Origin of the sequence: Vibrio sp. THAF190c, assembly GCF_009363355.1 — a bacterium.
Lineage (GTDB): Bacteria > Pseudomonadota > Gammaproteobacteria > Enterobacterales > Vibrionaceae > Vibrio > Vibrio fortis_A.
Genome location: NZ_CP045338.1, coordinates 1,220,185 through 1,235,546, shown reverse-complemented (window position 1 = coordinate 1,235,546; position 15,362 = coordinate 1,220,185). Strand labels below are relative to the sequence as shown.

Genomic DNA, 15,362 nt, shown 5'->3' with positions numbered 1-15,362 from the left:
CTGCCCCTGTATTTAGCAACATTTTCGTAACTTGGGGACACTTTATGAAGCGAGCGTTGACTTAACAATATTGAGAGCATTGACCTTTAATCAACACTTAGATATCTAAAGCATAAATATAAAAAGCTTGGCTAGGCAGCCAAGCTTTTTTCAATAAATTTAGGCTCTTGAGTCACCTAAGGCGAGAGTTACCGCCATCCTTTTTCTGACAATACTTGCTCAAGTTCATTCAGCTCATCGAGTTCAAGCGGTGTTTTCCAAGGATAACTGTTAGTCATGCGAATCATCGCCTTAACCAAAGGGTGATCGAGAGACCAATCAACATCAGCGTGATTTTGAGTTTGGCCAATTTGAGTTTCATGAGGATGATTTAGAATCTGTGGGTACCCCAAATTAATCGCCCAGTGAAGCAGCAAGAACTCTTCGATTAACGTCTCTTTTTCATTGTCCGCGCACAACAATTCATCGGAGTGCATCGCATCTAGAAGCGCTTCTTGAAAAAGCCCTCTTATGTCCGCAGACACTTGATGGAATTTACTTAACCAATTCTGAGACGCTTTTGCCAACAAATCCTTGCTGTTTAACATTGATAGCATTTGATAGGAAAAGTCGTAAGTGTACATCGCTTCCTGTGATACCAAATTTATCGCTACGATTTTAGATGGTAAAGAGTAAGGAAGTTGCAAAATCTCGCGAATAATAGCGTGTGCTTGCCTATCAACTCTCACCGACAAAGCCACTAACACATCTTCTTTGGATTGAATGTGCTTATAGACCGAACCCATTGATAAACCAGCTTCTTTTGCTATCGCTGACATCTTGAAATCAATCAAAGAGCTATCAAGAATACACTGTGCAGCTGCATCTAAGATCAGTTTTTCTTGTTCTTCAATCGTGTGTTTGGGAGCTGGCATAATCAACCTTATTTGAACCATATTCGAATGAATGCTAAAGAATCATCTAATGTGAGTCAATGATTATGGTTAAGCTGTGACTGATCCACCTCTTATGTCAATCAATATAATTTTTAATATTTTTGTCATGTTCTATATGACTGATATATATAAATATTTACCTTTACCAACCCTCTCCACCCTCACCGTTCTCCACCTTCACATAATTGACGAACAAAAAAGTTCTGGATAGCATTGAACTTCATTCGAATACTGTTCGAATATAATTACTAATAGTTAAACTGGTAAAATCATGAAAAGTAAAAAGTCATCTTTAGTAGTTTGGGGGCTGGTGTTATCGGGCTTGGCCTTGATAATTTCCGGACTGGGCTACTTTAAGTTCAAACAAGTCTCAGCAGCCATAGAGATGGCGCAATCATTTCCAGAACATTACGAGGTTGTCTCTGCAACAAGCGTACAGCTTGCCGATCATACTCCAACAGTCAGTGTACTGGGCACAGCGATATCCCCACTTCAGTCAGACCTCTACTTTGAACTTGCTGGAAGAGTCGCGTTTGTAGGACTGCAGGCCGGTGAAAAAGCGAAGTCGGGAGAGCTGATTTTTCAACTCGATATAAAAGAAGAGCTTGCGCGAATCAAATCCGCAGAAGCTCGAGAAAAACACGCTGCATCGGTGCTGCAACGCTATAAAACTCTTCTGAACAAAAAGTCGATCAGCCAGGAGCTTTACGATCAAGCCTATTCCGATTTAGTCGTTATCCAGTCCGAAATCGACGTACTGCAAACTACGATCAACAAAAAAACTGTTAAGGCGCCTTTCACAGGCGAAATCGGTATACACAATATTAAGAAAGGTGACTACGTAACGGCAAACCAAGTACTGTCGCTGTTCACCGGTGATAGTGCAGAAACATGGGTCGACTTCAGTGTTCCTCAGTTTTATCGTGAAGTGCCTCTTGGTGCTAGAGTTCAAGTTCGCAATATCGATGGCCTCTCCTCTTCTCCATTCAAGCTTGCCACAGTAATAGCCAAAGACACTCAAATTTCTGATGAAACTCGAAGCTTAATGTATCGCTCTGAGATCGAGACTTCGCTTGCCAACTTTAAGCACAACATGCCTTTAGAAGTTAAGGTTCCAATCGCTCAAACGAGCGTTGTTTTTCAAGTACCAGTAACATCCATCAATCAAGACTCATACGGCTCGTACGTTATGAAATTGAATCCGATAGAACTTGAACCTGAGAAGTTTAGAGCGCAACGCATACCCGTAAACATTATCACTGAAGTGGATGGCTCTAAACTCATCACTGGTGACATAAAAGAAGGTGATATTTTGGCTGCTGCAGGCTCATTCAAGCTTTATGAAGGCATCTTAGTTCATGCGCGACAAGCTCAGCCAACTGAAAACTATCCGTTAGTAGCTGCTTCAGGGGAATAGTATGGACATCTTTGTTAAACGACCAATTCTCGCCATTGTGATATCTCTTGTGATCGTGATTGCTGGCATTATGGCTTCCAAGCGTTTACCTATTTCTCAGTTCCCGCAAATTGAAAGCTCTTCTCTGATTATAAAGACCGAATATATCGGTGTTTCTGCAGACGTTGTTAAAGGCTTTGTGACTGAACCTATTGAGCGTATTGCGATGAGTATTCCTGGAGTTGACTATGTTGACTCCTCAACAACGGCAGGCCTAAGTACTGTCACCGTATGGTTAAAGCTCAATGAAAATAGCACTGACGCTCTGGCAGAGTTGACGTCTAAGCTAAGCCAAATCTCATACGAACTGCCAGAGGGAGCTCAAGACCCGAGTGTATCTGTTGCGCGTGTGGATCGACCAGGTGCCACTTTTTATCTCAATGTTACTAGCTCGACTATGGACAGATCTCAGCTTACCGATTTCCTGTCTCGTGATGTAACCCCTTGGTTCTCTTCTGTTGCAGGTGTTCAAAGTGCTGACATTTTAGGGGGAAGGAAGCCGGCGATCAGAATTTGGCTCAACCCATTGAAAATGGCGAGCCTAAACATCGGCGCGGGGGAAGTGCATAAAGCATTAACAGACAACAATGTCATCGCATCTTTAGGACATGTTGAGAGTAACAGTCAAAGTATCAGTATCATGAGCAATGCTTTGCAAAAAAATGCTCAAGACTTCCGCGAGATTGTGATCAAGAAAAATGAGAGCACTTTTGTTCACCTTGGCGATATCGCTCGAATTGAACTAGGAGAAGATCGCGGTACAGACTCAGCTCGTCACAACATGAGTGAATCTGTTTTCATTGGCATTGTGACAACGCCGGGCTCAAACGAAATATCAGTGGGTGACGCTTTATACCAGCAATTAGCCAAGATCAACGCGCGTCTTCCAGAAGGTACGTCAATATCAATCGGCTATGACGGTACACAATATATGCGTGATGCTCTCAAAGAGATCGCGACGACTCTGGTCGAAACCGTCATATTGGTGGGTATCGTCATTTTGCTGCTAATGGGTTCGTTTAGAACCGCATTGGTGCCTTTGATTACCATTCCTGTATCGATTCTGGGCAGCGCTGCGGCTATGTATATGGCTGGCTTCTCTCTCAACTTACTGACCATTCTCGCTATTGTTCTGTCCGTTGGTTTGGTTGTTGATGATGCTATCGTTGTCGTTGAAAACGTGGCTAGGCACATGCGCAATGGTAAGTCTCGCTTTGATGCCGCGCTTATCAGTTCTAGAGAGTTGCTACGCCCTGTTTTTTCAATGACAGTGACTCTGGCACTTGTTTTTGCCCCTATTGGATTCGTTGATGGACTCTCTGGCGCACTGTTCAAAGAGTTTGCCTTTGCACTGGCGTTGGCTGTGCTGTTTTCAGGTATCGTCGCGATTACTCTTTCGCCGATTATGAGTGCTTATGTCTCTCCGGAAAAAGGCAAAGAAGGACCATTTACTCAACGCGTAAATCTTGTCTTCGACCAACTAGCGGGCTTTTACGAAAATGGGCTCAAAAAAGTGTTTGAATATAAGAAACCTCTGTTAACAGGTTCCGTTGTTCTATCGCTTCTCATCGTACCATTCTACCTACTTTCTCAACACGAGTTAGCTCCAGTCGAAGACCAAAGCTCCCTGTTTGTTATCTCAGAAGCACCGTCAAACGCGTCGCTAGACTATAACAATGAGTACATGAAAGCAGCTGTATCATCCGTTCAAATCGAAGGGATTGATATGATTTGGCAAACCATTACCAATTCTGGTGGCTTCAGTGGCATCAATTTTGTGCCTCATGACCAACGTTCATATTCAACCACCGAAGTTTTGCAAAGCATCTACTTCGCGCTTAAAGAGGTCACAGGGCTAAGGGTTTATCCGACTGCACCTATGCCGTTACCGACGGCAGGCCAATTCGATGTAGAAATGGTGATTCAATCGCAAGATAGTTATCAGAACATGTTGCCCTATGCCTATCAGCTTCTGGAAGCGGCGCAAATGAGCGGCAAATTCATGTTCGTCGACACGGATCTGAAGATCGACATGCCTCAGGCACAGTTAATCTTCAATCATTCAAAAATGATGGACCTAGGATTGACGACAAAGTCAGTCACGGACCAAATTGCAGTGATGGTTTCCGAACAGGATGTGACTCGTTTTGACAGCAATGGCAAAGCTTACCGAGTGATTCCGATGATTGAAGAGCACTTACTCAATGAGAGTCAGGCCATACTGGACTTACAGATAAAAACACACAATGGAGAACTCATTCCGTTGAGCAGTATTGCCAAGTTTGATGAAACCGTGAGTGTGAGAAGCGCGAATCGATTCAACCAGCTTAACGCCTTTCGCATACTCGGCGGTCTAGTGCCGGGCACGACTGCTGATCAAGCGCTTGCTGTTTTGGAAAGTAAGGCGCACGAGATTTTACCGGCAGATTATCAAATTAATTATGCAGGTAGCTCACGCCAGTTAAGACAAGAAGGTAACAGCCTATTTTCTGTTTTAGCTATCGCGATCTTCTTGGTTTATCTAGTGCTATCTGTACAGTTCAATAGCTTTAGAACGCCTCTCATTGTCCTTTTAGGGTCTGTGCCTTTAGCTCTAGCAAGTGGCATGTCATTCTCCTTCTTAGGGCTAACCACGATGAACATTTATGCACAGATAGGATTTATCACCTTAGTCGGCTTGGTGGCAAAAAACGGCATTCTTATTACTGAATTTGCCAATGATCTTCAGTTAAAAGGCTATTCAAAATTCGAAGCTATTTTAAGCAGCGCTAAGTTGAGGCTAAGACCAATTCTAATGACTACGGCTGCAACCATCCTCGGGCATTTCCCGCTAGTTTTAGTGACGGGGCCGGGTGCAGAAGCTCGTAATAGCATCGGCATCGTACTTGTAGGAGGTATGCTACTTGGCACTATATTTACTCTCTTCGTTTTGCCGGCGGTCTACTTAGCGATGGCAAAAGAACTAAAACCTACAACTCTAGTAGAACCTAGCTCAGAAGAAAGCCTAAGCAAGACTTACGCATAGTCTTCTAAAAATAGGGAGAACTTCCTCCCTATTTTGATTCCATCACTTTATTTCCTATTGAAAGGTCGATGATCAATGGACAATAAATACAACATCAATGATCAACTGCTGTTTTTGCCGAAAAAGAACAATTTAACACTGAGTAACCAACAAGATGAATCCATCATTTTGGGCGCAAATGAGGCTCGACTGTTGGAATACTTGATTGAAAATCGTCACCGCACTATTCCGCGTAAAGAGCTCATTACAACACTCTGGAACACCCGAGACATCTACGTTGACAATTCGAGTTTGACGCAAGCTGTCTCAACACTCCGAAAATCAATGAATGACTCAACGAAACACCCTATCTATATAAAAACAGTGCCAAAACTTGGCTATGAATTCATAGCCCCTGTTACTAACTTAAACCAATCAATACACAATCAAACCAAGGAAAGCGAACCACGAGCAACCACTGAATCTCAGCTGAATCAAACAGGTGAAATACAAGGGAACATATCGCCTCACTTGATTCAGTTCCAAACACAATTGGTTAGGTTCGAACTCTTTATTTTGTTATTCATCGGCGCATTAATTGTTGAGTTTTTCTTTTTCCAAGCTTGATATCTTCGACCATGCCTCTCTAATCCAGTAAAGTGAAACAACGAAATAGCGAAATAAAAAAACGGCGACTCGTTAATGAATCGCCGTTTAATCTTCTCGGAGGATTTCACTAATTCGCCCTTACATAACAAAACTTTAGTTAAGAACTAAACTAGGACGAATCAGCTCATAAAGACAATCGAGCTCCTCACCTGAGCGAAACTTTCGTGGGATCATGCCTGCTGCCATATGCGGGTGCCCTCCCCCAAAACCAATGCCTTTTTCATTCAACGCTTTCTGAATTATTTGAGCGACATTGTTTTCTGAGCACTCTGAGCGCAGTGAGATAAATGTCTTTTCACTGGTTCTTGCGGTAAGCACTATGATATCGAGTTCATCGACACTAAGAAGAAAATCTCCCAAAACCCCCAACATGTTTTTTGGACAACCTTCAGGCAGAACCGCAAACGCGGCGTTTTTCTCGCGACGCATGCTGGCAAGCATAGAATTAAACAACTGTAGCTCTTCAAACTGAACTTGGTTTCTACAAATCTTATTAACGATCGCGTTATCCGCTTTGGCTTGCAAATACGCAAGCGCCTTAAGATCAGCAGCGCCTACACTTCGAGTAAAATTGGCAGTATCAAAACTTAAACCTACCAATAATGCAGTAGCGACTCGTTTAGGCATATTTATAGAGAAATACTGGTAATACTCGACCATCATAGTGGCGGTCGCACCATAGTTTGAACGAATATCGCTATACCAAACCGACTCTGGCGCTTCCACTTGGTGATGATCGATAACGCCAACCTCTTCACCGGTGAAATCAGTGATGTTTTTCTCACCAATACAACCATCAACAACGATAATCTTGTCATCTGGCTCTAGGTGTAGATCTTCTGGCTTATGCACGGGAATCTCTAACCAATCAATGAGATTTCGCAGTGATACTCTATCTATATGCCCTTTAAAGGTAATGAAGGGGTTCAAACCTTGTGTTTTCAGAAGGTATGCCAAGGCATAAGCCGAAGATATCGCATCATGGTCTGGGAAATCATGAGCCTGAACAATTACTCTTTTGTTCGCTTTAAGCTTGTCTAGGAAAGCTTCAAATTCAATATTTGCCATTATTAAACTGCTCATAAAAAACTAGCCCCCGAAGAGGCTAGAGAGAAGGTAAGAGTTTCTAAATCTTATGAATTAATCGGTATTCGGTATTAGACAGAATCGCTTCTTCTAGTGCACCGACACCTAACGTGCTGTATCCATAAAAATTCGGTTTCGCGTTGCTACGCAAAGACTGAACGCTTTCTACCACGTTCTCATCCATTGTTAAGGCGTCTACCACTTCCGAAAGCAACTTCCTGTTCTCTTGTGACATCGGCGAAATAAACTCACTCGCACCACTGATTGATGAATACAAGTAGCCAAATTCGCCACCATTATTCTCTTCAATGTAGTAGTTGCCTGTTCTTGCAAACGATGCACGGATCTCATTGACACTTTCAATAGAACTAAACGTCTGCGCAAAAAACTCAGAACCACCTGCATGCTCTAATGTTTCTGGAGCAAAGCCTTCATTTGGGAAGACCAGATATGCGACGATCGCATTATCTCGAGTAATCGCAGAAAGGATGAAGTTATCGTCCTGGTAGTACTTAATCACATCATCCGTTGTCGCGCGCTTAATATACACAGGCGCGCCAAATGTTTGGTCTAAGATTTCGGCAGATGAACGAATATAGATTTTGTCCAACTTTCTATGGGATGGAATGTCTGTCATTTGAGAAAGACCAAAATCGAACATCTTTTCTAGTGCATCAAAGCTGTCATTAAAGCCGCCCAAAGCAATGGAAATAACGGACACTAAGCCGATAGTGCGTGCTATACCGCCCTTTTTCTGCTCTTCCAACAGAGACTCTTGAGTGTCTTGAAGTTCTTGTAACTCTTCCTGTATATCTTTTTGAATATCCTTGTTTTGCTCTTCAGACATTTTTAACCTTTGATCTCGTCGATTTTATCCATTAGCGCATCTGTACCGTCTTCAGCTTTCTCTTGAACTCGCTCAAAAGCATCCGTGTCCATGATGCTTTCAATTTCATCGCTGTAATTAAGACCAAGATAGATACCGACACCGATAAATACTAAAGCGAAAATTTTAAACATTGCTACTCTCAATTCATTAACTGGTAAACCAAGTACATGCTAATGACATGTGCTTGGTTGTTTTGCTTACCTGATTTATTACTTATACAAAGCGATACGACTGTTTACTTTCTTCAAGTAATTTTTGGTTTCGTCGTACGGCAGATTAACCACTAGCTGGTCATAGACTTGTTGAGGCGTCAGCTGATTGATAATCTTCGACGCTTTGCCAATACTGGTGGAACGGTCTTTATTGAACGCTCTAGCCACATTACCCGCACCAGTGTTATATGCGGCAATGACACAGTACAAACGACTTTCGTCATTCTTTATCTTGCGAAGATACTTACTGTTTAGGATGTCTAAATAAGCCGTACCTGTTTCTACGTTGATAACTGGTTGATACAGATCCGCCACTTTCATTGGCGCGTCGATATTGCGGACTTGTTTATTAACATCATGTCCTGCACTGGTCGGTACCACTTGCATCAAACCAAACGCAGGCACGTGTGATTTAGCATCCGGACGGAACGCCGACTCCGAGTGCATGATTGCCATAATCAGTGCAGCATCAACTTCCCAGTTTTTGCTCTCTTTCTCAGCCAGCGCACTGTACTTGCTCGCGCGTGCTTTTAAGCTATTCTCAGGAAGCTTAACTTTGTAACTGATTACCTTCTTCTGCTTAACTGGTGCCGCCGCAACGTCAACGACTGGCTTAGGCTTTACTACTTGTGGCTCTGGCGCTTTTTCGACGACCTTTTCCACAACTTTTGGCGGCTGCTTTTCTGTTGGTGCTTGGTCTAGCTTGGCAACCTCTTTTGGTACTTCAACCTTTTCTGCGGGCTTTACGACCTCAACTTCTGGCTCTGGTCGTTTAACCTCAATACCATGTTTGACACGCATTTCGTCATACAGTTTGGTTTGCGCCGCAATACGCTCCTGAGCCTTTGCCAGTAGTGCCATTTTCTTATTATGAGCACGCTGGTAAATGAAAGAGTCTGGAATACCAGTATCAGATAAAATCAGTCGTTCAGCTTGCACATCCAACTCATTCATCTGGCTTTGCGTCTGTTGGATAACGAAGTTTTTCTCTTCTTTCTCTTTCTCCAAGGAGTAAAGCACCGCGTGGTCTTCTGCTTTGAGCTCCGCTAGCTCAACGTTTTGACCAGCAACCTCAACCGGAATGTTTTTAACGAGCGCTTTGATCTCTTCGGGGCTGCTATCTTCATCAACCAATACAGATACGGTTGCAGTATTGGTTTCGTAATCAACTGAAGTTTTCACCTGATCGTCTTGAGAGTAATCCACCTGTTTAGTTTGAGATGAAACCTCACCCTCACCCCATGTCTTGATTAGATCGGTTCTGCGCTCATCGAGGTTATTGGTATATTCATCACGCCAAGCTTCGTACTCATCCAAATAAGCATTAACGTAAGCATGAAACTCTTTGATCTTGTCTTCTTGAGACTGGCTTGCTTTGGCTACAGCATTGTTTAGCTGCTGCTTTTGATCTTCTGACACAGCAAATGCCTGAGAACTGATAGCTGCCGAAATAACGACAGCTAACACGGTCTTATTGATCATTTTGTACATAGTTCACTCCCAAAGTGTATAGAGACAAAAGGCCACTCAAATGGCGGCCTTTTTCACTAATACTAATCGCGGTTCCGTTCGCGGTTATTTTTTCAATGCATCGAACGCTGCAGCAAGGTCCGCTGCCGCTTTCTCATTGTTGAATTGATCCCATAGAGCAGAATCTTCACCACCAACTTCGTCGATAACTTTGTTCATATTCGCATCGTATGCAGCTTGGTCCATACCGACTAGAACATAAAGGCCACCCGTTGGGCTTGCTTGGCTTACGATAACGCGACTGTTAGTTAGCGTTTTATTTACGACTGTCTTAGTGATGTTCTCGAATGTCTCTTGAACGTCTTCAGTCACCAGAGTTACACCTTCTGCTGCTGACGTAGAAGTCACACCTTCAGTAGCCGCTTGGAATAGGTTGCTCACGTCAGTTTCAAACTCAGCTGCAAGGTTTACACGAGCATCATTAACTGCGATTTTGCGCATAACGCTCATACCAGCTGCACTCTTCTTAGAGTAACCTTTTGCCGCTGCAGCGATATCGCTTGGAATCACGTCACAAATCCAACCCGGAGCAGATACAGTAGGTGCATCTGGGAAAGTACATGGAGCGAAGTTTTGCGCTTCCTTAACCGTCGCGTTGTTGCTCTGACAGCCAGCTAGAGCTGCTACTAGTGAAGTTGCAATAAGTAGTTTTTTCATAGATTAAAAAGTTTCCGTAACTGCTTTTTCAGCATTTTTTGCATGACATTCGAGATCTGTTAGATCACATTGAATACTAGACGCATCCACCTTGCTCATCGTGCCTTTCTTAATTTTAAGTGACAGCTCTTCGTCAATCACAACCCAAGAATACTTCTCGGTCACCGCATTGACTTCATTGTTAACTACGTAGCCTTCACCAATTGGGAAAATCTCTGTTTCACCTTCTAGATTTTTCATGGCGTTAGAAAATAGGATGTCGGCTTTAGGCTTGATTTTCTGTTTTTTACCCATAGCGATACGTACTTGCGTGCCCGCTTCACACTGACGCATCTCAAGAACTGGAGCTCTTGCCGCTAACATTTTGTTGAGTTCGGTAGAGTGATTTACAGCCTCTGCAGCAGCTTTAGCAGCCATTGAACCGTACCCAGAATCACTTACTGGGCATCGAGAGTTACTTGTTTCCGAAGACGCATAATAATCACCCTTTAGGTTGATACGTTTCATCACGTCCATGCTTGGTAACGCGACTACTTTTGCAACCGCTTCTACATCAAAGTCGTAACTACATGACGGTGGTACGACAATCGTTTTACCATCATCATTTACGTATGTACGACGCTCGCTAAAAGACGTACCTAAATCAGCATGAGTGATTTCTGTAATAATCGCGTAATCAGCAATTGGCACACCTTTCGTGTTCAAGCGACCACTCTGTTCAGCAAGCTTAATTTCGCCTTTGACTTTGTTCGCTATTTTACGATCGACAAGGTTTGCACCTGTCTCGTCGATCTGTGTCTCTAATGCATTACGCATAGCAGACTGCATCTTTTTAGATGCTGAGTTTTTAAAATCAAGTTCAACAGGAAGAACAACAACCTTGCTGTTTTCTGAAGAAGGCATTTGCACTTCTGCCGTTTCAATATTTACACGAGTATCGGGGGTGCATACCGTATCGATAGACGCACACCCAGACAAAGTTGCAAGTACAGCACTAGCCATTAACGTTTTCTTTAACATATATTCTCTCCCGAATATGTTTATTTTATTTTTATAGGACTAGAGGTTCGCTATTTAATTAAGCCCAGCGCAGTCCAAATCCCTTTCTCTTTTATTTGCTCATCAAAGTGGCGAGCGGCCCCTTCGTCGGCATATTTGTAGCTAGTTACAGAGTTTCCTGTAGAGATAATTTCACTACGAGACACTGTTTTAGATTTCTTATTTACAATTTTTATATTAGAGACCAAGGTTGAAATATACGCGTCTCCGACTTTGTTTCTTCGACGCTCAGAATCCACTTTCAACACATGAGTTTGGTTTTTATTCTTTGAAGTTGAGGTCGCGATATTGAACTCTGATAACTGGTTCCCCAAGAGTTCAATTGCTTTTCTCGACTCTCTATCCGAAGAGAGACGGATGTTAATTTGGCTGCTTAGTTTTTGGTGTGTAATAGTTAGCTGTTCAATTGCACTGATTTCAGCGTTATAACTAGGCTTTAGAGATGAAAGCATTGCGATACGCACAGAAGCATCGTGTTCAGTTTGATAAACACTGCGATTGTCTAACCACCACAGTAATTTGTCTTCGTGAGAAAGTGCATCAAGTTCGATTTGAGATTTACGGTTTAGGTCTTTTATTTCGCGAATCAACTGTTGAGTCACGAGTGATCTTTTCACTCTTACTTCGACAAACGCACCAAGATCATTCTCTTCCATTTGTACATATTCGATACCATTCAAAGTCAAGGATTCAGTCTTAGTATTAACTTTGTTGTCAACTAGACTATTTGAAAAGCCCTTACCATTAGTTTCTCGAACTGTGTCTCTCATGTAGAAAGACGACTCGACTTGAGTCCATAACTTTTCGTTGATGTTGTTTACAGCGATTTTTTTAGCATGAGATAGAGTTCGCGCTTGAGAAACTGCATAAATGTACTCGTCACTGTCTGCTTGGGGCTTTAGGTACCATTCAGGTTTTGTTGATTGACACCCAGAAAGAACAAGCAACGCGAATAGCGCTATGAAAAAGCGAACTATTTTTTTATTTGAAGACATTTGGAACCAATATCGAAAAAGTTTGTCGCAATCTTATATCCTCAAAATTAAACATTCAAACGACCAAATTTATAGTTCGATTCATATTTGAGCGAAATATGTTTATTTTCTATTGATTTCACGCATCAAATTTATACAAACCTTCCGTTAATTAACAAAAAAGACAATACAAAGTCTTGATTTTGAGACAGTTGATGTAAATTATAAATTACACAATAACCATTTATATTCCATTAATAAAAACGTGAACAAAGTCTTAAAAAAAACTGAATTTCAGTTCAAAAAAAATACATAACTTTGACTAAAAAGGTGATACTTATTCAATAAAAGTGAGACGCTGATCTCAATGATAAGTTTGATATTAACAGCAGATTTTTGCCTCTCCCCCAAATAAAGAGACCAGGCAGATACTAGAAAAAATGAAATTCCATTAATAACAATAATGTTAATAAAATCACTATCGCGGGATTTACAGGAATGAGATGACTACTTTTCACACCAATATTGATAAAAATGAAAATAAAACCCTAATTAAATGGATAATAGAAATACAGGCTAGTAGTCGATGAATAATGAGAGGATGTAGATATTGTGGGAGGATAAGTTATTTTGATTTTCTATTTAAATCGAACTAAGAAGCGAAATAAAACACTAATCAAAAATAAATCCTTATTAAAAACAACCTTCATAGACAGAAAGCACAGATACTACCTTAAGGGTAGTTTCACTTTTGTCTATGAAGAGTTTGCGCATGTCTGTCTGACTATTTTAACGCGAGTAACTTGTCCGTAAACTCAGCAAAACCATACCCACCAGGTTGAGTCATCACAACGACTGGGTGGTGTTCAAGGCGTTGCCAATAGTGCTGAATGTTTGCTACCCCAACGCTGTTGGGCAATACCTCAAACATGTATTGATCGTTCATAGAGTCACCAACATAACAACTATGTTTGAGTATTTCTTCGGGTGATAGGCCCTTTTCTTCTAAAAAAGCCGTCGCAGTCGCCTTCTTAGAATGCTCTCCATACCATGCATTGATATGAATCGAACTAGCAGTTGCATGCGCGCCAAGAGCACGGATCTTTGCAACGACCTCCTCAATAATATTCTCATCGACACGTGGGCGATTCTGACCAATATCAATAGCAACCTCACACAGTCTGTAGGATTGATCCAACGTCAACTCAAGATCTGGGTATTCGTTTAAAATTGCTAACACTTGTTGTTTAAGCTGTTGTTGTTTCTCACTGATCACGCTTAACGGCACACTTGAGCGAAGGGTAAGGAAACCATTTTTCTTTTCCATAATAAACGCGCCATTCTCACCAAGCACCGCATCAACCGGCCAAAGTTGAGCAATATGATCGCACCACCCTGCGCAGGCACCTGTTACCGCAACCACTTTTTTGCCCGCATCTCGAAGCTTTTTCAATGCGATCAGTGTTTCGGGCGGTAGTTCGCCTTTCCAAGTCAGAGTGTCATCGACATCTGTTAAAACCCAATCTACACTTTTCCAATTCTGATTTAATTCATTCGATACCGAATTCATTTTTACACCTCTAAATAATGATTAACGACACAGTGTTAAAGTAAATTCGGCAAGAACATCACCACGCTCTCTGAGAACGTCAGCAACATTAATACCGCTAACAGTGCTAGCAACAGGGGAGCCACTTCTTTAACGAAGTCGACCATACGAACTTTCAATATTGAGCAGACTGTAAACATCATGGAGCCGAATGGCGGAGTGACACCACCAATCATAATATTTACAATCACGATAATGCCGAAGTGAACCGGATTGACACCCAAGTTCAATACCGCCGGAAGCAGCAGTGGCGTTAGGATGATCATCGCTGCACCACCCTCAATGAACATGCCAACCACCAGCAGCAAAACGTTGATCAATAACAACAGAACCAGTTTGTTGTCTGTTAGCTCAATCAAAGCAGATGCAACATTGTGGGGAATTTGCTCCAGTGTCATGTAGTAACCAAAGACCATAGCGCCGATGATAATGAACATCACACTACTGGTACCCTGCACCGTCTCTCGCATAATTTGAGGGATGTGTTTGAAACTTAACTCTCGGTAGATAAACGCGCCAATAATGACACAAAGCAGAACTGCAATAGCGCCAGCTTCCGTTGGGGTAAAGAGCCCAAAACGCATTCCTAGAATAATGCCGAACGGGATCAACAGAGCTGGCACAGCCTTAAAGAAGTAATGAAGACGTTCTTTGGCTGTCGCTGGCTTCGATCGTGACGGTTTGTAGTTTCGCTTGCGAGAGATAAACCAAATGGTGACCATTAAGGACAGAGCCATCAAAAACGCTGGTACATAACCTGCGATGAACATTTGGTGCACGGAAACGTTCGCCAATAAAGCGAAAATAATCAAGTTAATGCCAGGAGGAATCACTGGACTAATACTTGAAGATGCTGCAGTCACGGCCGCAGTAAACGGTAAGTCGTAGCCGCGTTTGGTCATCTCAGGAGCTAAGATTTTTGACTGCATTGCGGCATCAGCATTGGCTGAACCTGAGATGCCACCCATCAAGGTACTCAGGGCCACGTTAACCTGAGCTAAGCCGCCCGTCTTATGGCCAATCATTGAATCGGCAAACGCGAGTAAGCTTTTACTGATCCCCGCATAGTTCATCACCGATCCCACCATAATGAAAAACGGGATTGCCAGTAACGGAAACGACTCTGCCGAACTGATGAACCTCTGCATAACCAAAGTCACGGGAATCGAATTATTGATAAACAGGAAATAGACCATTGCGGACGATATCAGAGAGAACGCAATCGGAATATTCAGTAGGAAAAGAGCAAAAAGAATGAAAATTGGAAGATAGCTTTCCATTG

General features: G+C 42.4%; 13 protein-coding genes. 3 read left to right on the top strand and 10 right to left on the bottom strand.

Going from position 1 to position 15,362, the window contains the following annotated elements:
* Window positions 1-188 precede the first annotated feature (188 nt).
* Window positions 189-914, bottom strand: a complete 726-nt coding sequence (locus tag FIV04_RS05610) for a TetR/AcrR family transcriptional regulator (RefSeq protein ID WP_152468502.1) — start codon at window positions 912-914, stop codon at window positions 189-191.
* 292 nt (window positions 915-1,206) lie between these two features.
* Here FIV04_RS05610 and FIV04_RS05605 point away from each other — a divergent pair, with 292 nt between their 5' ends.
* The 3 genes from FIV04_RS05605 to FIV04_RS05595 all read left to right on the top strand — a co-directional run bounded on the left by FIV04_RS05605 (window position 1,207) and on the right by FIV04_RS05595 (window position 6,022).
* Window positions 1,207-2,352, top strand: a complete 1,146-nt coding sequence (locus FIV04_RS05605) for an efflux RND transporter periplasmic adaptor subunit (protein WP_253895374.1) — start codon at window positions 1,207-1,209, stop codon at window positions 2,350-2,352.
* 1 nt (window position 2,353) lies between these two features.
* On the top strand, window positions 2,354-5,416 hold the full coding sequence (locus FIV04_RS05600; protein WP_152468501.1) for an efflux RND transporter permease subunit: 3,063 nt from the start codon (window positions 2,354-2,356) through the stop codon (window positions 5,414-5,416).
* Between the two features lie 75 nt (window positions 5,417-5,491).
* Window positions 5,492-6,022: a winged helix-turn-helix domain-containing protein gene (locus FIV04_RS05595; RefSeq protein WP_152468500.1), complete on the top strand. Its 531-nt coding sequence runs from the start codon at window positions 5,492-5,494 to the stop codon at window positions 6,020-6,022.
* Window positions 6,023-6,157: 135 nt separating this feature from the next.
* On the opposite strand, the gene FIV04_RS05590 is transcribed toward FIV04_RS05595, so the two are convergent.
* From FIV04_RS05590 to FIV04_RS05555, 9 genes are all read right to left on the bottom strand, one after another.
* Entirely contained in the window at window positions 6,158-7,132 is a 975-nt protein-coding gene (locus FIV04_RS05590) for a bifunctional oligoribonuclease/PAP phosphatase NrnA (RefSeq protein ID WP_152468499.1), read from the bottom strand.
* A gap of 58 nt (window positions 7,133-7,190) precedes the next feature.
* Window positions 7,191-7,997 carry an ETEC_3214 domain-containing protein gene (locus tag FIV04_RS05585; RefSeq protein WP_032549347.1) on the bottom strand — a complete coding sequence of 269 codons (807 nt, stop codon included), beginning with the start codon at window positions 7,995-7,997 and terminating at the stop codon, window positions 7,191-7,193.
* Between the two features lie 2 nt (window positions 7,998-7,999).
* The gene (locus FIV04_RS26885) at window positions 8,000-8,170 is read right to left on the bottom strand and encodes a hypothetical protein (protein WP_017071746.1); all 171 of its coding nucleotides are present in this window, start codon (window positions 8,168-8,170) and stop codon (window positions 8,000-8,002) included.
* A 78-nt stretch (window positions 8,171-8,248) separates the two neighbouring features.
* A complete protein-coding gene (locus FIV04_RS05580) occupies window positions 8,249-9,742 on the bottom strand; it encodes a transglycosylase SLT domain-containing protein (RefSeq protein WP_152468498.1) in 1,494 nt (497 codons plus the stop codon).
* An 84-nt stretch (window positions 9,743-9,826) separates the two neighbouring features.
* Window positions 9,827-10,438, bottom strand: a complete 612-nt coding sequence (locus FIV04_RS05575; protein WP_152468497.1) for a lipoprotein — start codon at window positions 10,436-10,438, stop codon at window positions 9,827-9,829.
* 3 nt (window positions 10,439-10,441) lie between these two features.
* A complete protein-coding gene (locus tag FIV04_RS05570) occupies window positions 10,442-11,458 on the bottom strand; it encodes a hypothetical protein (RefSeq protein ID WP_172974224.1) in 1,017 nt (338 codons plus the stop codon).
* A 50-nt stretch (window positions 11,459-11,508) separates the two neighbouring features.
* Complete coding sequence (locus FIV04_RS05565; protein WP_152468496.1) at window positions 11,509-12,492, bottom strand: LPP20 family lipoprotein; 984 nt, start codon at window positions 12,490-12,492, stop codon at window positions 11,509-11,511.
* A gap of 763 nt (window positions 12,493-13,255) precedes the next feature.
* Window positions 13,256-14,041, bottom strand: coding sequence for an HAD-IIB family hydrolase (locus FIV04_RS05560; protein WP_152468495.1), 786 nt, complete (start codon window positions 14,039-14,041; stop codon window positions 13,256-13,258).
* A 35-nt stretch (window positions 14,042-14,076) separates the two neighbouring features.
* Window positions 14,077-15,360, bottom strand: a complete 1,284-nt coding sequence (locus tag FIV04_RS05555) for a TRAP transporter large permease (protein ID WP_150871913.1) — start codon at window positions 15,358-15,360, stop codon at window positions 14,077-14,079.
* Window positions 15,361-15,362: the final 2 nt, after the last annotated feature.